The 25,214-nt window shown below is 39.6% G+C and carries 18 protein-coding genes; 10 read left to right on the forward strand and 8 right to left on the reverse strand.

Annotation, left to right across the window (positions count from 1 at the left end; all coding sequences use genetic code 11):
* The first annotated feature begins 753 nt into the window (after positions 1–753).
* The 6 genes from PMI13_RS05250 (at position 754) to PMI13_RS05275 (ending at position 7,613) form a co-directional block, all read left to right on the forward strand.
* Positions 754–1,599, forward strand: a complete 846-nt coding sequence (locus PMI13_RS05250; protein WP_007841400.1) for an RteC domain-containing protein — start codon at positions 754–756, stop codon at positions 1,597–1,599.
* A gap of 235 nt (positions 1,600–1,834) precedes the next feature.
* Positions 1,835–2,134, forward strand: a complete 300-nt coding sequence (locus PMI13_RS05255; RefSeq protein WP_007841401.1) for a helix-turn-helix domain-containing protein — start codon at positions 1,835–1,837, stop codon at positions 2,132–2,134.
* Positions 2,135–2,235: 101 nt separating this feature from the next.
* Positions 2,236–3,696: a DUF3945 domain-containing protein gene (locus PMI13_RS05260; RefSeq protein ID WP_007841403.1), complete on the forward strand. Its 1,461-nt coding sequence runs from the start codon at positions 2,236–2,238 to the stop codon at positions 3,694–3,696.
* Between the two features lie 68 nt (positions 3,697–3,764).
* On the forward strand, positions 3,765–5,849 hold the full coding sequence (locus PMI13_RS05265; RefSeq protein WP_034669318.1) for a type IA DNA topoisomerase: 2,085 nt from the start codon (positions 3,765–3,767) through the stop codon (positions 5,847–5,849).
* A gap of 61 nt (positions 5,850–5,910) precedes the next feature.
* On the forward strand, positions 5,911–6,705 hold the full coding sequence (locus PMI13_RS05270) for a DNA adenine methylase (protein WP_007841407.1): 795 nt from the start codon (positions 5,911–5,913) through the stop codon (positions 6,703–6,705).
* Positions 6,706–6,983: 278 nt separating this feature from the next.
* Positions 6,984–7,613, forward strand: a complete 630-nt coding sequence (locus PMI13_RS05275; protein WP_007841409.1) for a hypothetical protein — start codon at positions 6,984–6,986, stop codon at positions 7,611–7,613.
* 662 nt (positions 7,614–8,275) lie between these two features.
* Here PMI13_RS05275 and PMI13_RS05280 read toward each other — a convergent pair.
* The 4 genes from PMI13_RS05280 to PMI13_RS05295 all read right to left on the reverse strand — a co-directional run bounded on the left by PMI13_RS05280 (position 8,276) and on the right by PMI13_RS05295 (position 13,961).
* A complete protein-coding gene (locus PMI13_RS05280) occupies positions 8,276–10,738 on the reverse strand; it encodes a S8 family peptidase (RefSeq protein ID WP_007841412.1) in 2,463 nt (820 codons plus the stop codon).
* A 676-nt stretch (positions 10,739–11,414) separates the two neighbouring features.
* Complete coding sequence (locus tag PMI13_RS05285) at positions 11,415–11,789, reverse strand: hypothetical protein (protein ID WP_007841417.1); 375 nt, start codon at positions 11,787–11,789, stop codon at positions 11,415–11,417.
* 894 nt (positions 11,790–12,683) lie between these two features.
* Positions 12,684–13,562 carry an SDR family oxidoreductase gene (locus PMI13_RS05290; RefSeq protein WP_007841419.1) on the reverse strand — a complete coding sequence of 293 codons (879 nt, stop codon included), beginning with the start codon at positions 13,560–13,562 and terminating at the stop codon, positions 12,684–12,686.
* Between the two features lie 24 nt (positions 13,563–13,586).
* Positions 13,587–13,961, reverse strand: coding sequence for a DoxX family protein (locus PMI13_RS05295; RefSeq protein WP_007841421.1), 375 nt, complete (start codon positions 13,959–13,961; stop codon positions 13,587–13,589).
* A 122-nt stretch (positions 13,962–14,083) separates the two neighbouring features.
* On the opposite strand from PMI13_RS05295, the gene PMI13_RS05300 reads away from it, so the two are divergent.
* Positions 14,084–14,449 (forward strand): winged helix-turn-helix transcriptional regulator, encoded by a 366-nt coding sequence (locus PMI13_RS05300; RefSeq protein WP_034669248.1) that lies wholly within the window; start codon positions 14,084–14,086, stop codon positions 14,447–14,449.
* Positions 14,450–14,589: 140 nt separating this feature from the next.
* Here PMI13_RS05300 and PMI13_RS05305 read toward each other — a convergent pair whose 3' ends face one another.
* The 3 genes from PMI13_RS05305 to PMI13_RS21090 all read right to left on the reverse strand — a co-directional run bounded on the left by PMI13_RS05305 (position 14,590) and on the right by PMI13_RS21090 (position 18,095).
* Positions 14,590–15,537: a terpene synthase family protein gene (locus tag PMI13_RS05305; RefSeq protein ID WP_007841425.1), complete on the reverse strand. Its 948-nt coding sequence runs from the start codon at positions 15,535–15,537 to the stop codon at positions 14,590–14,592.
* Positions 15,538–15,646: 109 nt separating this feature from the next.
* Positions 15,647–17,389, reverse strand: coding sequence for an ATP-binding response regulator (locus tag PMI13_RS05310; protein WP_007841426.1), 1,743 nt, complete (start codon positions 17,387–17,389; stop codon positions 15,647–15,649).
* A 514-nt stretch (positions 17,390–17,903) separates the two neighbouring features.
* Positions 17,904–18,095: a hypothetical protein gene (locus PMI13_RS21090; RefSeq protein ID WP_007841428.1), complete on the reverse strand. Its 192-nt coding sequence runs from the start codon at positions 18,093–18,095 to the stop codon at positions 17,904–17,906.
* A 308-nt stretch (positions 18,096–18,403) separates the two neighbouring features.
* On the opposite strand from PMI13_RS21090, the gene PMI13_RS05320 reads away from it, so the two are divergent.
* Positions 18,404–18,637, forward strand: coding sequence for a helix-turn-helix domain-containing protein (locus tag PMI13_RS05320; RefSeq protein WP_034669245.1), 234 nt, complete (start codon positions 18,404–18,406; stop codon positions 18,635–18,637).
* 239 nt (positions 18,638–18,876) lie between these two features.
* On the opposite strand, the gene PMI13_RS05325 is transcribed toward PMI13_RS05320, so the two are convergent.
* Positions 18,877–19,056 (reverse strand): histone H1, encoded by a 180-nt coding sequence (locus PMI13_RS05325; RefSeq protein WP_007841431.1) that lies wholly within the window; start codon positions 19,054–19,056, stop codon positions 18,877–18,879.
* 165 nt (positions 19,057–19,221) lie between these two features.
* On the opposite strand from PMI13_RS05325, the gene PMI13_RS05330 reads away from it, so the two are divergent.
* Both PMI13_RS05330 and PMI13_RS05335 read left to right on the forward strand, forming a co-directional pair.
* Positions 19,222–19,656, forward strand: a complete 435-nt coding sequence (locus PMI13_RS05330; protein ID WP_007841432.1) for a DUF1896 domain-containing protein — start codon at positions 19,222–19,224, stop codon at positions 19,654–19,656.
* The gene (locus PMI13_RS05335; RefSeq protein WP_007841433.1) at positions 19,646–25,132 is read left to right on the forward strand and encodes an N-6 DNA methylase; all 5,487 of its coding nucleotides are present in this window, start codon (positions 19,646–19,648) and stop codon (positions 25,130–25,132) included. Before PMI13_RS05330 ends, PMI13_RS05335 begins: the two co-directional genes overlap by 11 nt.
* The last annotated feature ends 82 nt before the right edge of the window (positions 25,133–25,214 follow it).

A 25,214-nucleotide genomic window follows, 5' to 3' on the forward strand; every position in this document is an offset into this window, starting at 1 on the left:
CCTTACCATGCTGGTCATTTTCATGTGAGTGTAAACAAAATTCTCGCAGAAAAACCCGAAAATGCACTTCAAAATTTATGCAGGGGAAAATACTATTTCTATATCTACTTCATAGGGGATCATGTCACTGCTATTATCAATATTTTTAACTAACCATTGCATAGCAGTGAATTTGGGTATGGACCTTCTGTTAGCCTATGTAAACCTTTCGAAATCCGAATCCAAAGAAAGCTTTCTCTGATGGCTCAGTGAGTTCCTTTTTTCATTGTGGAAAACAATAGATCTACTCTTGATGATGCTTACCATAAGATATTTTTAAAGAGAATTAATGGGACATAGACAGAAATTGACTGGTGCCATATAAATTACCCAGAAGAAGGAGATTTGAAGCGAAACCTGCCTGATCCTTTTGTGCTGACCCGAAGGAACATAAAAAATAATAAGGCATCCATACCAGATGCTGGAGCTTTGAGGCAGATCAAGGTTATTAAAAGCTGTGACAATGCCACTGTGGCAACCGATGTTTTTTGGAAACCCGGCAAATATTGATTTACTATTAGCGAATATCGAGTCACTATTTGTAAAACAAGTTATTGATCTGACATTAGCTTATGCCACAGCAAGATAGTGGAGCTATATGCATAACCCTCAAAAGCCATAAAATAACAATAATTTGATATGTATTATTGATGTTCAAGTTCACGATTGGAAAAATGACCCCAATCGTTTGTCTAACCCAGTAAACTATCCGCGATGAAAACTTTTTTTAGAAACATATATCTTAGAATCAAAAAAGAAGAAGATAAAATTTCCCTCACACCCGAGCAGGTGGTGGTCGAATCTCGCAGAATGACCCTGCTTTTGAATGAATTGCTTCAAAAATTAAAGGAGCATGTTATCAAGTATGGTTTCGAAGATCCAGAGGATGAGATTGAATTTTTCCGAACGCTAAAGCCAATGGTTACCGGGAAACTTCTGTATTACAATAAGCTGTTCCGTATTGAGACGGGGCGGCCTATTGAAATGGGAAATGTCGGAAAGAAATATTTTAAAAGTCGACTTTCAAAATTAGAAAGCTATTATACAAAGAATATATCGGTTTCTGATTTTTACCGATATTATCGATCCGGTCGATCAGATAAAGACCGGAGCTATTTTGTGAGAGGGCAGATTGACCTACATGAAGGCTTACGAAGCCGGGTCTTTGAGACAGATATACGTTTTTCGACGTATTATGATTACGAAGTAGCCCGAATTATTGAGCGTGATCTTCTTTACGAATATCTTCATTTTCGCATTGAGGGTTTCCGGGAGCGGTCTGAAATGCCAGATTTGCGAAGTTTCGGCAAAGAGAAGATGCTATGGACGGAATCCAAGAATGCCTTAATAGAGCTTATTTACGCTCTCCATGTATCCGAATCCATAGGTTATGGTAAATTGGGTATCCGCCAGATTACCTCGTTGTTTCAGATTTTATTTGATATTCAGTTAGGAGATGTACATCATGCATTCCACCGCATGAAGTACCGTCGTAATGAAAGTCCTTACCTGGACCGGCTGAAATCAAGTCTTGAATCTTATATGGCGCAGAATCCATAACCTGTGTCACTTTATCAAAATCGATATTTTATGATGATAGATATTTACCCATGTCCACCCATTGGCATTTGTCTGTTGTTATTCTGGCAATATACACCTCTAAACCTTTTAGCTTCTTAGATTCCCTGCCCTCCCTGGACTTTTTTTTTGCCTTCATAGTTTCTCGAAAGTCAATGGGTAGGAAATGGAGTAATAGTTATTGAGCTTTGTTACAATAACCTATAAACTCACGACCATGAATATAGAAAGTATGGACAGAATAGAATTTGTAAACTGGATGAAGCGCATAATGGACAGGCTGGATATTTTGGGAGAAAGAATGAAAGCATCTGAAAATCACTATAACGTTGTCGATGGGGATGAATTGTTAGATAATCAGGACGTGCTACAATTGCTCAAAATAAGCTCCCGCTCTCTTCAACGCTATCGGTCCAGTGGTAAACTTCCATACTATAGTATCCGTGGTAAACTCTATTATAAGTTATCGGATGTCCAGCAACTTATCCGGGAGAGCTATAATAATCCGAAGAAGTGATAAGTGTATGCTTCGGAAGCCACTGACAGACAAAAAGTTCCCATCGAGGACAACGTTATAGATTCTTCCTCTTATCCTGTTACATTCGGTACAAAAAGGATATGAATGAAGAAAACCCTAAACAAGAAGGAGCATCTACCCAGGAGCAACTCTCAGAAATCCTGCTGGTACTGGATAAAGATGAGAAGAAAATCCAGGCTGTAAAAAGCATCAGTGAAAACGGAGAACTTAAAACCGTAGACCCTACAAAGAAGAATCAAAGCCAGTTTATGCGTGTGGATCTAAATGGTGATCTGCTTACAAATTTCTTTTCAAACTTCATCCGGCAACTGAAAGATCCTACACGGTTCTCGTTTTTTAAGGTGCCTGCCCCGATCGCTATAGATACTGCGGCAAAAATGCAGCAACAAATTGATAATCCGACTGAGCAAGGAAAGAAAATTTTTAGTACTCATGCAATTACTAACAAACAACAAAAAAATCAAAATGCAATGGAAACAGCATCAACTACAGACACAAAACCCATTGAGCCTGAAACCGGTACTTATCGCTATCAACCGGAACAGATAGACTGGGAAACAATGGCTAACCTCGGGCTAGGTAGAGAAAAATTAGAAAATCTAAATCTACTTGATCCCTTATTAAAAGGATATAAAATAAATGAATTAGTGCCTATAAGCTTAAACCTGGGTACTGCTATTATCCGTTTGGATGCAAGGCTCTCCCTACAGGAGAATGCAGAGGGAAAAGTGGTAGCGGCTATTCATGGTATCCGAAAAGAAGCTAACTTAAGTTATCCCTTTTTAGGACACGAGTTTACACCTGAAGATAAAGAGAACCTTTTGAAGACAGGAAATATGGGACGCATTGTTGACCTGGCCAACCCTAAAACAAAAGAAGTTATTCCATCGGTTATCAGTGTCGACCGGTTAACGAATGAGCTGGTAGCTTTTCGCGCCGAGTGGATCAAGATTCCAGATGAGATCAAGGGGATAAAACTGAATGACGAGCAGAAGCAAATTTTAATGGAAGGGAAACCCCTTTACCTTAAAGGGATGCTATCTAAAAAAGGAGAACCATTTGATGCTCCGGTACAATTTAATGCTGACAAACGATATATAGAGTTTTTATTTGATAGGACCAAATCCAACCAACAGGCACAAGCCGGAGATCGAAGCCAGACAAAGGAAGCCCCACGATTTTTCAGAGAAAAAGAGCTTGATAAGGAACAATACGAAAAATTTAAAGAGGGGCAAACTATCTATGTAGATGGCCTTACCAATAAAAAAGGAAAGCCTTACCACGGGTATATCACGTATAATAAAGAGACTGGGGAAACAGGGTTCAATTTCAATAATCCGGAAAGAATCAAAGAACAGATAAAATCTGCTGATGCAAATAAAACACAGTTTGCTGTTAATTCAGACGGTAAAACCAATGAGTCGACAAAAAAAATAACGGAACCTCTGAAATCGGGCCAAAATGAGCCGGACAATAATAAACAGAAAGAACACCAAGAAGAAGATAATACTCCAGGTAAAGGGCGAGGCAGGAAAAGATGACGGAAAAGGAAATAAAAATGGGAATGCCGCAAGGTATTCCCTTTGACAATGTAAAAAAAGAGAGAGTTATGAAGGCAGTAATTGCAGAAAAGCCCAGTGTAGGAAGAGAAATTGCAGCCCTCTTAGGTGCTTCTGAGAGGCATGAGGGATATTTTGAAGGTAATGGTTACCTGGTAACGTGGGCTTTGGGACATTTGGTGGGATTGGGAATGCCTGAAGATTATGGACTTTTGGGCTTTAAAAGAGAGGTGCTCCCGATCCTTCCCGATCCTTTTAAATTGACAGTACGGAAAATAAAAAAGAACAAGGGGTATGACGTAGATCCGGGAGCTGAAAGACAGCTGAAAATTATTGAAAAAGTATTCAGCCGGAGTGATAGTATCATTGTGGCAACCGATGCGGGAAGGGAAGGAGAGCTGATCTTCCGTTATATTTATCAATTTTTAAAATGTAAAAAGCCTTTTGAGCGGTTATGGATCAGTTCCCTGACAGAAAAAGCAATAAGAAAAGGATTTGAAAATCTAAAACCGGGAAGCGATTTTGATAGATTGTATGAGGCCGCCGAAACTAGAAGCCGGGCAGACTGGTTGGTTGGGATTAATAGCTCACAGGCTCTCTCTGTTGCCGTAGGTAATGGTATTTATTCTCTCGGTAGGGTGCAGACCCCTGTACTGGCATTGATCTGTAAAAGATACCAGGATCATAAAAATTTTAAAATAGAGCCATACTGGCAAATCAGATTGGAACACCGTCAGGATTTCATGGATTTTAAAAGCTTGTCTGTTATTAAGTGGGAAAATAGACGGCAGGCAGAAGATGTTCATCGAGCAGTTATACACGAGGGAAAAGCTATAATATCTTCTATAGAAAAGAAGCCTATTACAGAGCAGCCACCATTGTTATTCGACCTTACGGGGCTTCAGAAAGAAGCCAACCGCAAACTGTCTCTGTCTGCGGAAGAAACTCTTGATACAGCGCAAAGGCTTTACGAAAAGAAACTTATTACTTATCCGAGAACAGGAAGCAGGTATATTCCGGAGGATTTGTGGAGTGAGATCCCTGATCTTGTCAGGTCTATAAATGACCGGGAGTCGCTCAAAGAAGCTGCAAGCAAAATGAAATGGGGTAGCTTTAACAAACGCATTGTGAATGACATGAAGGTAACAGACCATCATGGACTGCTTATCACAGGTAAATTTCCATCAGTTTTGACCGCTAAGGAAAATGCTATCTATGATATGATTGCCTGTAGGTTACTTGAAGCTCTTTCCCAGGCTTGCCAAAAGGAGCTGACGGATATTACGGCGGAGGTACTGCATTATGACTTTGTACTGAAAGGTAGTAAAGTTATCGAACCTGGTTGGCGTGCTATCAGAGGCTATTATTCGGAGGAAGATAATGAATTGACACAAGAACTTCCACAGCTTCAGAAAGGTCAAGAAATAAAAATTAAGAGTGCTGAAGTATTGCAAAAGAAAACATCACCACCGGTTCTTTATACAGAAGCCGGTCTTTTGTCTGCAATGGAGACCGCTGGAAAGAAGATCGAAAATGAAGAAAAGCGACGGATATTGCAAAACATTGGCATCGGTACTCCTGCTACCAGGGCTTCTATTATTGAAACTCTTTTTAGTAGAAATTATATCGTAAGAGAAAAGAAATCTCTGATCCCTACCGAAAAAGGTCAAAAAGTTTATGAGCTTATCAAAGATATGAAGATTGCCGAGGTAGAGATGACTGCTAATTGGGAACTGGCCTTACACGAGATTGAGAATAGTGATAAGAGTAGCATTAATTTTCATAAGGAAATGGAAGAATTTGCGTCTTTAATCACCAGCGAACTGCTTGCTCTACCAAGGCAGAATGTAGAACATAAAGATCTTACCTGTCCCAAATGTAAAGCGCATCAGCTGATCATTGAGGACCGCTTTGTAAAATGTCCTTGTGAAGAGTGTGCATGGATACAATTCCGCAACATATGCGGGATAAATTTAGGCTTTTCAGATTTGGAGACCCTTATTGTCGGAGGTAAAACAAGCCTGTTGAGAGGTATGAAAAGTAAGTCAGGAAAAATATTTGATGCCTATATTGTTCTCAACGAAAAGGCTGAATCTTCTTTTGAATTTGAGAATGGAAAAAGTAAGAAACGATGAATGTTGCCACGGTTAAGACCGGGTTTTATTGAAGGATGAATAGATGAGCTTGTGAAAAATTATGAAAACACCAATTACTTTATACGGGGGGAAAGGACAACTGTTATCCGTGATTCACCCATTAGTACCCGAACATCTAACCTATAATGAGCCTTTTATCGGTGGTGGAGCACTCTTTTGGTCCAAAGAACCTTCTGCTGTAGAAGTGATTAATGATGTCAACTGTGAACTCATTAATTTTTATGAGATGGTACAAAATGAATTTATTGAGCTTGAAAAGTACATCCGTAAAAGCCTTCACAGCCGATCTATTTATAATGATGCGTTAATTATTTATAGCAACCCCCATTTGTTTAACAAAGTTCAGCGGGCCTGGGCAGTTTGGGTCCTTGCCAGCCAGTCATTTGCTTACAAATTAGGGAGTGGTTGGGGGTATGAGAAAAGAGTGAAAAAGATCACGGGTGTTATTGCCAACAAAAGAAATTCATTTACGTTTGATTATGCGCTTAGGCTTGAAAAGGTACAGATAGAATGCACAGATGCACTCAAAGTAATCAGAAGCAGAGATAACCCCCAGGCATTCCATTACTGTGATCCGCCGTATTTTAATGCAAGTTGTGGGCACTACAAAGGGTATACGATATACGAATTTGAGGAATTATTAAAAACGCTGGAACTCATTGAAGGAAAATTTTTACTCAGCAGTTATTCGAGTGAATTGCTTACCTGTTATACAAAAAGAAATGGGTGGTATAACAAAATGATAGATTTTCCACTAGCAGTTTGTTCGGGTGTGGGAGCAAAAGGAAAGAGGAAGATGGAAATTCTCACTGCAAACTATCCGTTAACAGATTAAGAATTTGTCTTTCCTAACGTATTTTAAAATTAGAAAACATAAAGGGAATTTCTTGAACAAGGAAGTTCCTTTTTTTATTATGAAATTATTGTATGTGAAACTTTTGAGCAAATTTTTCTATTTTAGATTGGGGCTAGTGATGAGGAAAGTTTAAAATTTCTATACATAGGGAAGAACATTGTCTTAATTTAGATATGGCTTATAAGCAAGAGTAAAATGAATGGGTAAGAAAATGCCTTGCTGCTGACGGCCTGCCCAAAAAAAATTAAAACCAAATAATGAACAAGCGATATAAACTTCTTTTTAATTTTGCCGTTACATTTTTGTTTATCAGTTGTACTGCGCAGGAAAATCCCAATTACATCGGAAAACAATTTGTAAGTTTTGATTTGAATAAAGTTACATTTCAGGAAAACCTGGACACCTTGTTTTCTAAAATAAATAAATTTGATTTAATTGTGATACCCGATACAAATTCCCGCTTCGATACACTTCAAAATAAAATTTCAAATGATCCGGTGGCGTTTATTTACAGAGTTAAGCACAAAAATACTGATGGCTTGTATAGCTTTCAAAATTTAAAAGTTAAAGAGGTTGTTTCGTTTTATACTGACAATCAAAACCGGTTTAGACGAGTAGATTTCGCCATGTACCTGAGTGAGCCTGAATACCAAAACTTATTGTCAACCAACAAAGATTATAAAGATATTACCACAGATGAAGTAAGAAAGTTTAACAATAATAAGTATCAAATTTTACAAAAGGTGGAAAAGAAAAAAGCAACAACATTTTATTGTTTGGAAACCAGGGATAATTTGGGAGATTATTTTGTACGAATTAGAATTAGCGACCTTAATATTATCGCCGACGAGTTTGACAAGAAATGGAATTCGAAACGGGGATATTGAAATAATTGGAAAAATGATATATTAGAATAATTGCTTCAGGATCTTGATTTTCAAAAGTCGATTCATAGAATACTAACGGATAGGGATAACTCTTGAAAAAACCATTAAAATTTCAACTTACACAAAAATGGATTCACCATGCTACGTAATTAAAACATACTAATAAAGGGTTTCCCGGTGCTATCTACTGTTTCAAAAGCACTATAGTCTATAAACTCCGCTACCATAACCTTCATCTCTTGGCACTTTGCCGATGCCTCACGAAGCTGTTCAATCACTTTCTTTTGTTCGAGGGTAAATTCCTTCTGGTGCATAAATTGAATGAATTCTGAGATCTAAAAGATTGGTTTAAATCAAATTAATGAAACTTGGATTAGTGGGCGTTTTTGAAATTAATCAATTTATATTTATCAATCATGTGTAAGATCATCTTCTAACTTAATTGTGACAAATGTCAGGTCGAGTAGTGACTATTACAGCTCATGATCTATTGCAAAGCGCCAACCCTAGAGCTATGACAAGAGCCTGGCACAAAAAAGAAACAGCCAGGAAAACACCCGGCTGCTTTCTTTACCTCTCAGCTTACTTTGATAGACGTTGGACCACCACAAATGTCTATTTAATGCGTCTGGAAATTTTTGATAAGTTGTTTTGCAAAACAGCTACCTTTGAATGGAAAGTTTTTGCTGCCGAACATTTTTGCCATCAAAAATTTCTAACAGATAAACACCAGGGAGCAATCCATTTACATCAATATTAGCTTTGTCAATACCTCCGGTCGGGTACTGGAAGACTTTTTTAATCTTGCCAGTCATGTCAATAACCTTAATGCTATGGATTTTTCCCTGCACTGTTTTCCCAATCCCGCCTGATTTTTTGAAGTTGGAACTGGCTTCTTTTGGAGCAATGCCAGAAATTGGTGTAATAGTAACATTTGAAGCAGCTGGGTTAGGGAAAACCGTAAAACTATTTCCGCTTAATCCTGTGGGGCAGATACTGTATACCGTCATGCCATTGCTGCCGGTGGTACCGCAGACATCTGTATAAGTTACTTTCACCGTACCACCACCTTTGACTTCTGCATAGGTCGCAGGACCAATCGAACTGGATAGATTGATGGAACTTCCTGGTGAAAGATAATCCACACTCCAGCTCCAATTAGTTGCATTAGCTGAAGGACCTGCCGTCAGCGTCCACGTTTGAAACCCATTGTTACAGCCACCTTGTGCGCTGGTTAAATTTACAGGCGCAGAACCTACATATATTAACTTTGAGACAGCTGTGGATTTACAGGCTTTGGAAATTGTAGCTGTGAGGGTTACCGGTGCCGTACCAGTTTTTGTTAAAGTTGTCTGATTGCAATTGGTGCAGCTTAAGGAAGCGGACGATCCTGCCACGGACCAAGTAACTGTTTGATTCGTTAGATTAGGAACACTAAAGACAGATGATCCAGTACAAAAATAATCTGCTCCAGCTATTTTGATGCTCCCCAATGCGTTATTTACTGCTTGTAAAGCATTAATTCTACCATATCCCATTTCATTATTCCACGAACCATTCGCCAACCAGGTAGAATAACTATAGCCCCCAACTTTATCACAACTCGACTCTAAAATTGTTCTTGCTGCTGTATAATGCAAACCGGGATTTATCGAAAGTATTAATGCCATTACCCCAGCGGCATGAGGAGCAGCAGCGGAGGTTCCATCAAAATTTAGCAAATAATCAACATTTGGAGTTTTCCATCCGGCAAGTACAGATATGGCACTGAATCCTGCATTACCTTTAATATCAGTAGTAGGGATATTTATACATGGAGCTACCACAGAAAGCTCGGTGCCATAATTGCTCCCCCAAGAAATAGGGTCTAGGTCTGCACGGTTGTCGTAGTTACAACTATTGGGGGGTGTTGACTCATAAACAGAGAGGCGCTGATCACACATATTTGAGCCTCCGACAGCAATCACTCCCGCTAAGCTAGCTGGATAATTAATGGAACCATTGTTATCATTTCCGGCAGCAAATAAAACAATACATCCCTTAGTATTTCTTCCCGTATTAAGGGCATTATTGATAGCATTCTGTAAGTATTGTGAGGAGCTTCCTAGTTGCCAGGAGCAACTGATTATTTCTGCACCACTTGCAGCGGCATGAGTGAAACCTGCTGAGGCGGCAGAAATATCTACCATTCCGTCATAACCAATTCTAACTGGCATTATTTTAGCATTGGGAGCAATTCCCGTGACGCCAATGTTGTTATCTGCGTTAGCGGCTATAATACCAGCGCATGCAGTACCATGCGCGTCATTACCGGAGGGAGCCCCATTGCTACCTTGCCCAGTTTCATCGAATCCAGTGACCAGTCGACCTTGAAGGTCTGGCTGAGTTAGATCAACTCCTTCGTCTAAAACGGCAACGATTATATTTTCACCCTTTGTGATACACCAGGTTTGTGAGGCTTTAATATCTGCGCCTGCTGTACTGCCAGGTATTTGGCCGGTATTTTGAAGATTCCATTGTTTACTATAGTAGGGGTCTACGGTATTGATTGCATTTAGGACCAGAAAGTTGGGTTCACAAAATTCAAATGCCCCAGTTTCATATAATTGGTTTGCTACATCAAGGGCGTCATACTTATTTCTTGGATTTATTGTAAGTACAAATTCCCTTTCAATATATTCATCTTTCTTAACCGTCTGGATGTCCAACCGCTTGAATGTATCGGACAGGTTTTTTATTTCCATACCTTTTTTTAAGCGTACCAGCACCTGATCAGTCATGCCTTGAAAGATTTTACCCTTATAAATCAGGCAGGGTGCAACATTTAAGAGGGATGAATCTTGCTTAAGATTATTCAATACCGCTGCTAATGAATCTCTGTTTCTCAGTGTTTTTTGTAGTGTGACGATATTCCATATTCCGGTCCGAACTTGATTGAAGGAGGAATCATCTACAAATTTTAGTAATCGCTGGTTCGCTGCAACCGAGCTTTTATAGCGGATTACAATCTTCTCAGTGGAAGTTTCGAATTCTGTTTTGCCCTCAGGTAAGTAGGCATATCGTTTTTGGGCATTGGTAGTCCAGGCGACCAAGACAAGGACCGCTACGAGTAAAAATGACCTCATATAGTATTGTTTTATTGTGAAATAGAGCTAAGTCGTATATATGTTGGGAAATCAATATATCCTACTGTATCTACTGTACAAAATTTAGCTTGCTCCCCCGAAAATTTTACAGGTACAGATAGAACACCGCCGGTGTATATTGTATATAGTTTTCCGACCGTAGAATCACATATGTAGTTCTTCTGGACGCCACCGGGATAAGGAGTATATATCACATACCGATGCTGAGTAGAATCAAAATTAAGCAGGCCACCGGAGTTCGTAAATGTTTTGACAGTTGGAGAATTACAACCACAATCTGGTTTATCTTTTTTGCAATTCGTTAAACCAATTAAAATGAATAAGGCTAAGAAATTTAATTGCACTATTTTCATAGGAAATAAGTTTTATGTGGATTTATCTCTGTTCTTTTGAAGAACGAACGGGCTCACAATAAGGTTACAATCAATCTTCTTAAAGATAACAGATAATCCTTTGTATATGTTAGTTATCTTGCACATGATAAAATAGATTCATTAATTGTTGATAATAACCATATAACATATTCATAAATAATTTATACTATAGGTTTAAAGTATCGATTTCGATATTCTTTTATACCAATAGCTCGCGAATTGCGAATGTACGTGGAAACGCACTTTTCAATAGTATAGGGTTAAATGTGAGGCATAAAAGATTAGTTTAGTTTTTCATAGTGCTCATATTTTTTTGAGAATTTAAAATTTTGGTGCTCTCCATTGGTAAAGCTTATCGTAAGATTATTTCCATTTAAAACAATTTCCCGAATATTCGGATAAATCATGAACCCATCTGTATTATCATCGCATTCCCAGTGGGTTGCTTTGCCATCTATATGAATATAAACCTCTCCATCTTGTAATTCCAGTAAGTCGAACAGCAGATATTTAAAACCATCATCAGTTTCACTCCACTGATCAAAATTTTTCCCCGACTTCAGGTATAATCTATACCTGGATAATAATTCCTTTTTCAGTTTAACAATGGCCACTGTATCAAAAATCTCTATCCTGTTGGAGTGCTTAATTTTCATATTAGTTATTTTATTGGCTGCTTAATATTTGCCATTAAAGATTTTAAGGTGCAAAGACAATCTGCTTTATTTCTGTTATTTTATAAACAGATTTTGCCTGTTGCAGGGTAATCTAACCCGCTACTTTAATGGAAATGACGGCCTACAAAAGAGATTTCCATTTGTGCAATATTTTGCAGAACAAATTGATGTTTCGGCAAGCTATTTAAGCGATGTGCTCCGCTCATTAACAGGATTGAACACGCAGCAGCGCATCCACGACAAACTCATTGAATATACAAAGGAAATATTGTCAACGAGCAAACTTTCTGTTTCCGAGATTGCCTGGATTTGAACATCCATAGTCGTTCAGCAGATTATTTAAAATTAAAACCAATTTAAGCCGGGCATAGTTTAGGCGATCTTTTAACTGATTGTTTTAAGACATAATGGTAAACAATTCAGATCTTATGACACAATAAGTGAAAGGCCATTGTCAGTACAAGGATAAACCAGCAGCATCAAGCCTGGGGATAAATTAGCTATGACCTTCATTAATAAAGTCAAAGCCGCTGGTTCCTCCAATAAGAGAGAGCCGAAATAAGTAATATTTCTTGTCATCACGTTAAACTTTGACTATAAAATCCTGGAAACAAAAAACGGCGGTCGAAAAATAACACCGCTGTTTTTGTTCTATTAAACTTCTATCTGTAAGGATTTATTTATTTTGTTTAGTTCCTGATTATAAGGATAACTATTACAACATCATTTTTGTAATGATCTAGTAAAGCTGAAAACGTCAAAATCTCTTTGATCTGCTCACACTTGAAGAGCAATACAGCCTCCTCCTCCTTAATTAAGAGAGTACAGGAAAAAGAGCCTCCACAGAGCTGCAAAAAGAAAGTCTTTAGGCAACTAACTATAAATTTTCTTCAAAAACTGACTTATTGCGGTTGGAGCTCTACCCAAAAATTTGGATAATGTATTATCTTCTTTGTCCATGGTATGTTGCGCCAGGGCGGCCCCCCACATTACGAGCATTCCAATATACAGTTCAGGTACACCGGCTTTGCTTAAAGCAGTTTTATATTCATTCATGTCAATTGGTGTGTAATTGATTTCTTTACCCAATACTTCAGAAAGCGCTGTTGCTATGTCTTTAAAACCCACAGAATTGTTATTGGTCAGTGTATAGGTCCTGTTCTCATGACCCGTTGTTAATAGGACGTGGGCGGCAGCTTCTGCCAGCTCTTCACGGAGTACCCAGCTGGCCTTGCCTTCTCCAGCAGGAAACAGGATAGTCCCAGTTTCCATAAAATCGCCCCCAATAAAAGCTGGGATCATTTCGGCATAAATGCTATTTTGGAGTATGGTATAGTCGACACCGCTCTGCTTGAGATACTGCTCTGATGCAAGGTGTGAATTTTGAAAATCTGCAATGGATGTATCTTCAAATCCTGGTTTCCTCACAAAAGATGTATACACAATATGCTTTACACCCGCCTCTTTAGCTGCCTGAATAGCATTTTTATGATGATTAGTACGGTATTCAACAGCGGCTCTATCATTACTGGAAACCAATAGCAGTTTGTCTACACCATTAAAGGCTTTTACCATCGAACTATTATCTTCATAATTGCCTTCCTTTATATGGACACCTTGCCCTTTTAAATGGTCTGCTTTAGCGACATCTCTAACTAAAACTGAAATCTCATTAGGATCAATTCCCATTTTTAGCACATGGTCAACCGCTTTTGAACCAAACTGACCAGTAGCACCTGTTATTAAAATCATACAATTTTCTTTAATGGTTTACATTTATTGATTTACTTTTTGCTGTCTGAACTTGGAGTTTGTAACATAAGACACTACTAAAATTGAAAGAAAAATAATTCCAGTAATAACTTTGTTTGGAGGATCATTTACTGCAAAATGCGCTAATGAAGCCGAAGCAAACATTATTGCGAAGCCAATGTATGCTGCCTCTCTCAATAGACGGACTGGTAGCCATATTAAAATAGCCCCTATTAGTTTAGCAATTCCCAATTCAATTCTAAAATAATCCGGAAATCCTAAATGCTCCATCGACACTTTAACCTCAGGTTTGGTAAGCGTTTCAATAGCAATGAAAACCATCATTGCGGAGATAATTCCTGTTGTAACATAGTACGTGATTTTTGTTGTTCTGTTCATTTCTTGTTCTTAAAGTTTTTATTGTTTAATTGACAGAACAAAATTACACAGGCGAATATATTTTTTATACTTTGTTACTTAAAAATATAGGTATACTTTTGTATAGTGAAATTATAATAGCTATGGATAAATTTAAAGAAATTGTAGTAAGGGAAGAGGAGGCAAAGCAATGCCCGAACAGTTATGTTCTGGCTTTAACGGATACAATGAACGTTGTTAGTGGGAAATGGAAACTGCCGATAATAGCCTCTTTACTGAAAGGAAAGACTCGATTTAAGGAATTATTAGAAAATATAGACAGGATTACGCCAAGAATGTTATCAAAAGAACTTAAAGAACTGGAAATGAATAGTATTATAATCCGCCATGTTTATGATAATACCCCCGTTCTAATTAAGTACGAACTAACGGAATCAGGAAAAAGTTTGGTTGATCTAATTGACGTGATGATAAATTGGGGACTGACACATCGCAGCAATGTTTTATAAATAAAGCTATACAAACTAAGCAATATTATTTTCGCTTACCGCATCCGGTGGAGGAGAATTGTTAAACTTTATAATGGAGAAGACACGTATTTCGATTAGCTGCCCGGAGTAATTTAAGGCTTTCTTAGCGAAAGATATTATTAATTTAAGTCCTGGAATTGATACCTGGTGGTTTCCCGCTCAGACCAGTCCACATTTCCCCTGATAATATGCTTAAGGCCGTCGATGTAACTGATCAATGCACCGGAATAGGCAACCCTTGTTAGTTTGTTGGCTTTTATATCAAAGCGTGTCATATCGTTATTATGAATGGCAACTGCTTTCCTATATGCCTCTTGTAGCTCTATCTGGTATTGGTTTTGAATAATCAGCACGAGGTTATACAGGTCGCCGTGTTTGATTTCTTTATCCAGGCTATACAAATCGTTGGCCCAGCAGACGATAATTTCTGCCAGTCTTGTAAGTTCTTCTACTTGTGGCGAAAGCTTCTCCCAGTTTCCGGATATTCCCAAAACAGCTGGAATGGATTGTGTTGCAATATTGGCTGCACCTAAATAAGGGCGGTGCATTCTGTATTGCTGTAAAGTCGGAGTATAGCTATTTTTGATATTATCCAGCTGCCATAGGGCGGATTGAAAGGTTTGGCATAAAGCTGTAGCAAACTGCCACTGCCATAAATCAGAGGTCATTGCCTGTATGCGGTTCCATACATTATCCAGGGCAGAGAGGAAAGGATGAGAATATTTTTTTACATCACCGGTGAAAAGCACGGACATAAAATCTGAAATGAAATGACGTAGTTCTCCCTTATCTTTAGGATCGCCTACTACAGGGTCGATCTGGTCATCGATTAAAAATAGCAGGCTGTTAAGATCTGTAAGGGCAAATAATAAATCCCTTTTAGCCGTGGGAAACATCCGTGATACCATGTAAGCAAAGCCCTGACTGCTATAGGTTTCATATGCTTTAAGATCAGGAAGGAGATTGAATTGCTGCAACCAGGCATCAGTATGCCGGGCGGCCAATTGGACAAGAGGATTAAGTGCTTCATTGTAAGGACAATAAAGCCGGGAGACTGTTACGGGCATTTTCTTTCGTTGTGAATATCATAAGCAGGCTTAATCCTGCATTATCCTTTTAAAGATAGTAAAAAGGACTGCGATTTGCCGGCAGCATTTAGATACTCACAACTCTGGTCTATTGCCTGTAGGAAGCGATCTGGTTAAAACTAAGCAATTTCTTTAAGTCTTTAAATATGATGGGTTTTAAGAGGTAATCATATGCGCCTGCATTTAAGCTTTCCTCCCGGGTCACAGCGTTATCAGCGGTGACCAGCACCGTGGGAATGAGAACATAGAATGGATTTCTACCTAGTTCCTCCAAGACCTCCAGACCAGACATATCCGGTAGGGTATTGTCTAAAAGAATGAGGTCTGCTGTCTGTTCCTTTAACATTTTAAATCCTTCCCTTGCTGTTTCAGCAATTCGGACAGACGCGCCAATGCTTTGGAGATATTTGGAAATGTAGGTGGTCTGCATTACATCGTCATCGATAATCAAAATTTCTTTACCACCCATATTAATTTCATCAGAGGGAACTTCTGTGGATGGATTAGAGGCTTCTAATTTACCGATAGCCAATGGAAAAGAAGCGGTAAAATTAGTCCCTCTACCTTTGAGGCTGAAAACACTAATTTCCCCTTTAAGAAGGTCAATTGTATTTTTGACAAAATATAGTCCAAGCCCCGCTCCTGTTGAGCTATCTTTGCTACTGCTCCGGTAGATTTTAAAAGCATCATCCAGCTCGATCTGGCTCATGCCGGGTCCCTGGTCTGCAATACTGATGGTCCATTTAGAATTTGTACTGTCAATGCTAATGGTAACCGTACTGCCTTTACGGGTAAATTTGATCGCATTGTAGATCAGGTTATTGGCAATGCGAGTTAGCTTTTCACTATCTCCTTCCACAATAGATGGTATTACGCCTACTTTGAGGTGTAATGTTACCTGTTTATGAGAGGCAATGTAACTAAAGATGGATACGATTTCCTGTATCCATGAGCGTAGATTTATGCTGCTGATTTCTACTGGAAAAATACTGGTTTCTAATTTAGAAACATCTAAAGCGCTATTGATAATGCTTAGGGTTTGATAACAACCGGCATTAAGGGTTTCAATATCCCCCTTAACCTCTTTAAGTGTGCTACTTTTTGATGTGCTATTGAGCAGTAGCTGTGCTATTGAAAAAATGGCATTGAATGGCCCGCGGATCTCATGGGTGATCTCACGAACATAAGCCGCTTTGGCATTTACCGACTCCTGTAGCTTTTCGGTGAGGTGTTCAAGCATTGCATTGGCCTTTTGTAAAGCCTGATTAGCTTTCTTCTTATCCTGTTCTGTTATCCAGACTACAGTTACAACCAAAAATAAAATAACTACCAAACTAAGCCATCGTGTAAAACGCTCATGTTCCAGGCTCATGGTCATAGAAGGAAATAAATGATACTGGTAATTGTATTCCAGGATAAATAAGGTCAGCGCCGTAATGAGTAGGGAAGTAAGGATTACCGGTTTGTCTTTAAATATGAGTAAAGGGATGATGCCTAAAAAGACGATCATTAATTTTACATCCACATGGGCCCCAAAAAGCAGCCCGAAATAAAGGACAGAAGCATTTTGGAAGATATGGGTGGCTATAGTCGCTATGCCATATTTTTTTAAATAATTGAGCGCTATAACTGTGGTAAAGAGCAATACTTCGCAATAGGCGCCCCATAAAATAGCAAGGTTTCCCGTATAAATCGAAAGAAATGGACCTATACAAAAAGCCAATAATCCTGTAATTAGTGAAATGGTGTTAACGGTAACTATTACTTTTTTCAGGCTATCACTGGTACCATGAGTACCAATATAACGAATTGAATTGAGGGAATAACTCATGAGCAGAAGGGTTTGGAGCAAAGTAAATGTTAACTATACTAAAAAGTGTAAATACTTTGCAAATGAATTTGTATTAACAAATTAGAAAATTCCGCATTGATCGGGAAAAACGAACCTGTGCTATACATTAGCTTCCAATCTTTTAGGGCTGAGATCTATTTTTTTGCCTTTCCTAACCTGCGTAGAAAATATCAGAAAAGCTGGTCATTAGTTCCTGTTTATCTTTAATATATTTTTTGTTTATTTCCTCGCACCTGTGCAGAAACCTACCATCGGGAACAAATAATAGTACGATTAAGTAATCATGTGTGGCAGGAGTGCCAGTAGTGACCAACCGCTCAAATGCGGCGAGGCAACTGCCAGCTGCGTAACGAATATTTAAAATGCCAACGGTATCTACATGGGATTCTATCTGGATTATAAAGAAAGAAACTGTTTTCATATCTGAGATGATTGCATGGTTAAGGTAAAGATCACTAATAGCAGATCGGGTATACTTTAATTATATTAGGTTTTATAGTACCATAAAGTCTGAATAGGCATTTAACTGAAAGAGATTGGGTTGAAGGTCGTCGAATTTCATGCTGTAATACACCAGCATAATCGACAATAAAATGGAAAGCATGGTTACTAAACCTAAAATAATAATAAGAGTTTGTGACAAATAGCGGTAATAACGAAGCTCATCAGCTGATTGATCATTCATTTTAATGACGGGTTTAGGGCAGGGGGGATTCCCTGGGGTTAGATAAAAAAATGATTGGTGTATAAAAGCACTATCAAGCCGGAACATCTTAACTCAGGTAAGAACCCAGATAAGTACTGTTGTGAAAGTTGAATTTTATCTTATCTTGTGCAATGGTTTAAGGTTTTAATAATTGATTATTAATTGATTATGGTGATCATTTTTAATATTCGCTTAAAAAATTCTTTTAATAATCCAAAATATATAAAAGTTTTGAATCTGCCAAATATGGCAGATTGTATGCCAAAAATTGCCATGATTTTGCGTCAATGGATAAAGGGAATGATAAAATAGTACTATTGGAGTTGGGCGCAAAGATCAGGCAGGCACGTAAAAGCAAGGGCCTCACGCAGGAAGAACTGGCTTTACTTATCGAGGCCGAGCCTTCGAGGATATCTGAACTTGAACGCGGTATGCGTGATATACAGTTTACAACACTGATAAGGATTATCTGGGAACTTGATATTGAACCCAATGACCTAATACCATATAGTAGGAAATAAAACTAATAAAAAACCGGGGTGAGCCCCGGTTCTATTAAATAAACTCTATACCTTTTTAAAAAAGCCACATGCAAGTGGTTTGCAATACTAATTTTTTTTACTCAGCGGCAATGTTATAGGCTGGTTAATCTCAAATTTTTAGAAAGCAATTAAGCACCGAGGCTGCTCATGATAATGATCGTTTATCCTAACCAGGTAACTGAGTAAAAAAATACTTTCCTTCAATGGGGAGATCTGCACTACTTAGCTTTGCTTTCTTCAAGCGATGCCTTTCGGAAATCCTTCATTAGCTTTTCCAATGAAAGGGAAGATTTGCGCGCTCGCATCCCCGCTGATTTATTACCTTTTTCCCCTTGCAAATTTGCATCAGTTTTAAACGCTTCATACTCCACACTGATTTTCTCGACTAATTCTTTCATGTAAATAAATATTTTTAATTGCTGGGCTAATTTAAGCTTTTCACAACGGCCTTACAATAGTGTAGAGCCAATTACAGCACCAGGAGCGCCAATCACTTCCACGGTTCGCGGTTCTAAGTATACAGTTGATACTTTGGATTTTTATAACAATTCAAAGTTCAATATATGAATACACCAGAGAAAGACCTGTCATACTTCAGGTTAAAATTACAAGAGTTACTGTATACGAGCTTTCCTGAACTGGCGGCGGATACCTTATTTATTAATCAGCGCTCAACGGATGCGGCCTATGTTTATCAGGAGGCGTTCCGTAGTGGAAATCCTATTGATCAGTGCAGTGCGATTGCCGATCAGATTTTGTTTGAGGGACTTTACTTTTCAAAGTTTGATACGGTATTCCAGGTGGTATGCCAGGAATTTGACAGCCTTCTGCCAGATGAAGAGCTCCGTCCTTTTGCAATGAAGATGTTTCCCATTTGTATTCCTGTTTTCGCAAATTACGAATTGACTGATGATTTTGCTTACACAACGGTGTTTGACAGACTTTATACAGAATTGACGGGGACCATTCAAATCTGGATAGACGAAAATGGGCTTTAGTAAGCGTGAGCACCTCCAATGGAATATTGATGCTTTGCGAATTGCTTTTAAATTGGATGATGAGAAACGAAAGGCGAGTGAAGGAGAAAGACTACTACTGAAGCAATACAGTGGATTTGGTGGGCTAAAATTTGTGCTCAACCCGGCAGAAAAACCAACCGATATCAAACAATGGATGGAATATGACCGGGGATTATTTGAAATGACAAGGGAGCTGCATCAGGTGCTGAGAGATAATGCAGACAGCGAAAAGCAATATAAACGATACGTGGAGAGTATACGAAGCTCAGTGCTGACAGCTTTCTATACACCACCTGAAATGATTGGTTCACTTTACGAAGTATTCCGTGAAAATGGTATCATCATCCGGAATTTTCTCGAACCTTCTGCCGGTGTCGGAGCATTCATTGATCCACTTGCCGGTGAAGGAGCACTACAGATTACCGCTTATGAAAAAGAGCCTTTAGCCGGTAAGATCCTGGAACACCTCTATCCAGAAGAGAAAATCCGTATTAAGGGCTTTGAAGAACTACCTGAAAAAGAAGAGAATAGTTTTGACGTCGTAGCTGGAAATATTCCCTTTGGCACCAGTTCGGTATTTGACCTCTCTTATTCGAGGAGCAAAGATCCGGCAAGGGTGCAGGCTGCCCGCAGTATTCACAATTATTTTTTTCTGAAAGGAACCGATGCTATTCGTAATGGTGGTATCCTGGCTTTTATTACCTCACAGGGAGTACTCAATAGTCTTGCTAATCAGGCTATACGAGAAGCATTAATGAGAGAGCATAATCTTATTTCCGTAGTGCGGCTTCCCAATAACCTTTTTTCAGACCATGCCGGAACCGACGTAGGGAGTGATCTTATCGTACTTCAGAAGAACCGGGAAAAACAGAGCTCTTCTCAAAGGGAAAAGGACTTTTGCCGGACTTTTGAAACTAAAAACAATACCAACACTAACGCGTTGGTATTTGAGGACCGGGTTGTTTTTAATGAAATCATCGAATCAACGGATTTGTATGGTAAACCCTACACGCTGTTCCTGCATAATGGAGGTGTAAGTGGTATTGCAAAAGATGCGAAGGAGATATTGAGCGATGATTTCAAGAAATATCTTAACCTCGACTTATACCAGGGATTTTCAGTAGAGACGGTTGTGCAGCCAAAGACCGGTCTATCCCGACAACCTGCCTCCAAGCTATCACCTGGTTATAATGTGCGTGAAAAAAGTAGAACACCTCCACTAACGGATGTTACCAACCTAGCGGCTGACCTGCTACCCAATCATAAACAGGACGGCACCCTTTCTAAAACAGGGCATCCACAAGAAACAAGACCAGCATCAGGGTTGACAGGACAATCTGCCTTAAAAGAGGTGCAGCTGAGTCTTTTTGATCTCTTTGAAAATTTTGTACAACCTCTACCAGACCTTCCTGCTGTGATAACAACAAAGCCCGCTAAACGGCAGATTGAAAAGAAAAAAGAAAAGCGGGGACTGCAGGAAGACCTGTTTAGTGGAAAGACGGAACATCTCACCTCCTTTATTCCACCTTCGCAAGGTAGCGGTGTCACACCGGGGAATACCAATAAAAAAGAAGTTATCGGTGACCTGTTTTTTGATCCTGGTAATAACAGTGACGATCAAATACAAGGGCAAAGTAAAATTGTGTCAGTGCCAGCTCGTTATGAAGGCATTATTCAACCATTCCACAGGGATGAATGTCTTGTATCAGATCGGAAATTGGTTGGCTATCTGAGAAACCTTGACCATCAAGAGAAGCAGGCGGTATTTCATCCCCTTGATCTAACCTCTTCTCAAAGGGCGAGGGCTGAAGCCTATATCGGGGTGCGTGACCTCTACCTTGACTTGTATCAGAAAGAAGCGGAAACTCTGGCAGAGCATCAGGGGGAAAGAGAGATGCTCAACCAACATTATGATGCCTATGTGAAAAGGTATGGGTATTTCAACAGTTCCGAGAATATCAAGCTGATTAAAACTGATAGCGCCGGCAGGGAAATTCCTTATTTGGAGCGTATCGTAGGTGGAGTTGTACATAAATCTGATATCTTTTATCATCCCGTGAGCTTTTCAACAGCAGTCCTTTCCACTGATGATCCCGACGAAGCTCTGGCGGCCTCACTGAATAAGTACGGCACTATTAACCTGGACTATATGTCTGAGGTCAGCGGGATTTCTGCTGATGATCTGAGAAACGCACTGCAGGGCCGTATTTTTTACAATCCCTTAGAAAAGCAATATGAAATTTCAGAGCGTTGGATATCGGGGAATGTGGTTGAAAAAGCGGAAGAAATAAGAAAGCATCTGGCAAGCTATCGGGATGATAAGCAGGTGGAGGAGAGCCTGCGTGTATTGGAGGAAGCCAGACCGCGCCATATTGAGTTTGAAGAACTGGATTTTAACTTAGGGGAACGCTGGATACCGACAGGGATCTATGCCCGCTTTGCTTCCGCGTTATTCAAAACCGAAGTAGCCATTCATTATACAGAAAATACGGATGATTTTTCTGTGAGCTGCTCCCAGAAAAATATACACATATCCGAAAAGTATGCTGTAAAAGCTGACAGCAGGACTTTCGACGGAATCTCACTTTTAAAACATGCCCTGGTCAATACAACCCCGGATATCACTAAAAAGGTGACCATTGATGGACAGGAAGTTAAAGTGAGGGATATAGAAGCCATACAGATGGCTAATACTAAGATTGACGAAATCCGTACCGCTTTTACCGACTGGTTATATGGGCAGAATGATGAATTTAAAAAAAGGCTGACAGATCAGTACAATGATACTTTCAATTGTTTTGTCCGACCGCAGTATAACGGGGGCCACCAGGAGTTTCCAGGTCTGGATCTAAAAGGCTTGGGAATAAAGGATCTTTATTCAAGCCAGAAAGATGCTGTTTGGATGATTAAGCTGGGCGGAGGGGCGATCTGTGATCACGAGGTGGGAGCGGGAAAAACGCTTATCATGTGTACCGCAGCGCAAGAAATGAAGCGCCTGGGGCTGGTCCATAAGCCAATGATTATGGCATTGAAAGCCAATGTGCATGAAATTGCCGAAACCTACCGTAGGGCTTATCCCCATGCTAAGATCCTTTATCCGGGGAAAGAAGATTTTACCCCCCAGAAAAGGCAGCGGATTTTTGGCGATATCAAGAATAATGATTGGGATTGTGTCATCCTTACCCATGAACAGTTTGGGATGATCCCGCAATCGGCTGAACTCCAAAAAGAGATCCTTCAGGCTGAACTCGATAGTGTAGAGGAAAATCTTGCGGTTCTGCAGGAACAGGGAAACGAGATTTCAAGGGGAATGCTTAAGGGAGTGATCGTGCGAAAACAGAATCTTGAAGTTAAACTTAAAACGCTGGAACATGATATCGAAACCCGTAAAGATGATGTGGTCGATTTTAAAATGATGGGAGTAGATCATCTCCTTGTAGATGAAAGCCATCGATTTAAAAATTTAATGTTTAATCCCCGCCATGAGCGTGTGGCGGGTTTAGGTAATATGCAGGGTAGCCAGAAAGCATTGAATCTGCTATTTGCTATTCGTACCATCCAGGAGAGGACAGGAAAGGATATGGGAGCTACGTTTCTTTCCGGTACCACTATCAGTAATTCTCTGACTGAATTATACCTGCTGTTTAAATATCTGCGTCCTAAAGCATTGGAAAAGCAGGGTATTAATTGTTTTGATGCGTGGGCGGCCATATTCGCAAGAAAAACGACAGATTATGAATTTTCAGTAGCCAATACCATTGTTCAGAAAGAACGTTTCAGGTATTTTATCAAGGTGCCTGAGCTGGCACAGTTCTATTCGGAGATTACAGATTACCGTACCGCAAAAGATATAGGGATAGACCGACCGGAAAAAAATGAGATTCTTTACAATATACCGCCTACACCGCAACAAGAAGAGTTCATAAAAAAGCTAATGGCGTTTGCCAAAACAGGTGATGCGACCTTATTAGGGCGGGCCAAGCTATCAGAAAGTGAACAGAAAGCCAAGATGCTCATTGCTACGGACTATGCCCGTAAAATGTCGCTTGATATGCGGTTGATCAGTAGCCAGTACGACGACCATCCCGATAATAAGGCTTCCCGTTGTGCCGCCAATATTGCAAAATACTATAGGAAGTTTAATGCGCAGAAAGGAACACAGTTTGTTTTTTCAGACCTGGGAACCTATAAACCAGGTGAATGGAATATCTATTCAGAGATTAAGCGAAAGCTTGTCGAAGATCACGGCATTCCTGCTCACGAAATCAGGTTTATGCAGGAGGCAAAAAATGAAAAGCAACGAAAAGAATTAATCAAAGCGGTTAATGAAGGGAAAATACGGGTTCTGTTTGGTTCAACTGATATGTTGGGTACCGGTGTTAATGCACAGAAACGCGCAGTAGCGGTGCACCATTTAGATACCCCGTGGCGGCCGAGTGATCTTGCCCAGCGCGATGGCAGGGCTATCCGAACAGGTAATGAAATTGCGAAATTCTTTGCAGATAACAAGGTCGATGTGTTCATCTACGCGGTGGAGAAATCATTGGATAGCTATAAATTCAACAGCTTGTATAACAAGCAGTTTTTCATCGACCAGTTAAAGAGCAACAACCTCGGAAAACGGACTATTGACGAGGGTAGCATGGATGAAAAAACAGGGATGAATTACTCGGAATATGTGGCGATCCTCTCTGGCAATACTGATCTATTGGAAAAGGCAAAGCTGGAAAAACGGATTGCCGGATTGGAAAGCGAGAGACTGGCATTCAACCGTTCCAGATCCAGTTCCAAATACAGGTTGGAAGATCTTGAAACTGAACTGAAGTCCATTGAGTCCCGCATGGAGAGAATGACTCTTGACTGGAAGAATTTACAGCAGCGTATCGAGAAAAAGCAAGATGGAACGAGCGCTAACCCGGTTTATTTGATAGGGCTACACCGTGATGCCGATGTTAAACTAATTGGGGCAAAGCTTAATGAAATCGCTGATCAGGCTCGTACTGGAGGACAGTATGAGGAAATCGGAACCTTGTATGGATTTTCGCTATTGGTTAAGACAGAGGTGTTGGAAAAAGATGCAGTGGATACTAAAGTTAACCGCTTTATGGTACAAGGGGAAGGTAATATCAAATATACATACAACAACGGCCTTATAGCTTCTGATGCAAAACTGGCTTCTATGAATTTCCTCAATGCCTTAGAGAAGCTTCCCGGATATATAGCGGAGGATCAAAAGAAAATTGCAGCAATCGAAAAAGATCTCCCGGTACTCCAGGAAGTTGTTGGTGGTGTATGGACAAAAGAGCACCAGCTGAGTGATCTTAAAACAGAGCTGGCTGCAATCGACCGGAAAATCCTCTTATCAATAACACCGGTAGAGCAGAATCACCATCCGGAAGGAAATGTTACATCCGAGATAGGTGATAATGAGAAAGGTAAGAGCATTAAACTTTAGAACCCGGCATTGGAATAATTTGTAATAGCTAGTCCTTGATCTGACAGTACAAGAATCTTTGTAGGGTTAAGTAGTAGCTAAA

The organism is Chryseobacterium populi (assembly GCF_000282115.1).
Taxonomy (GTDB): Bacteria; Bacteroidota; Bacteroidia; order Flavobacteriales; family Weeksellaceae; genus Chryseobacterium; species Chryseobacterium populi.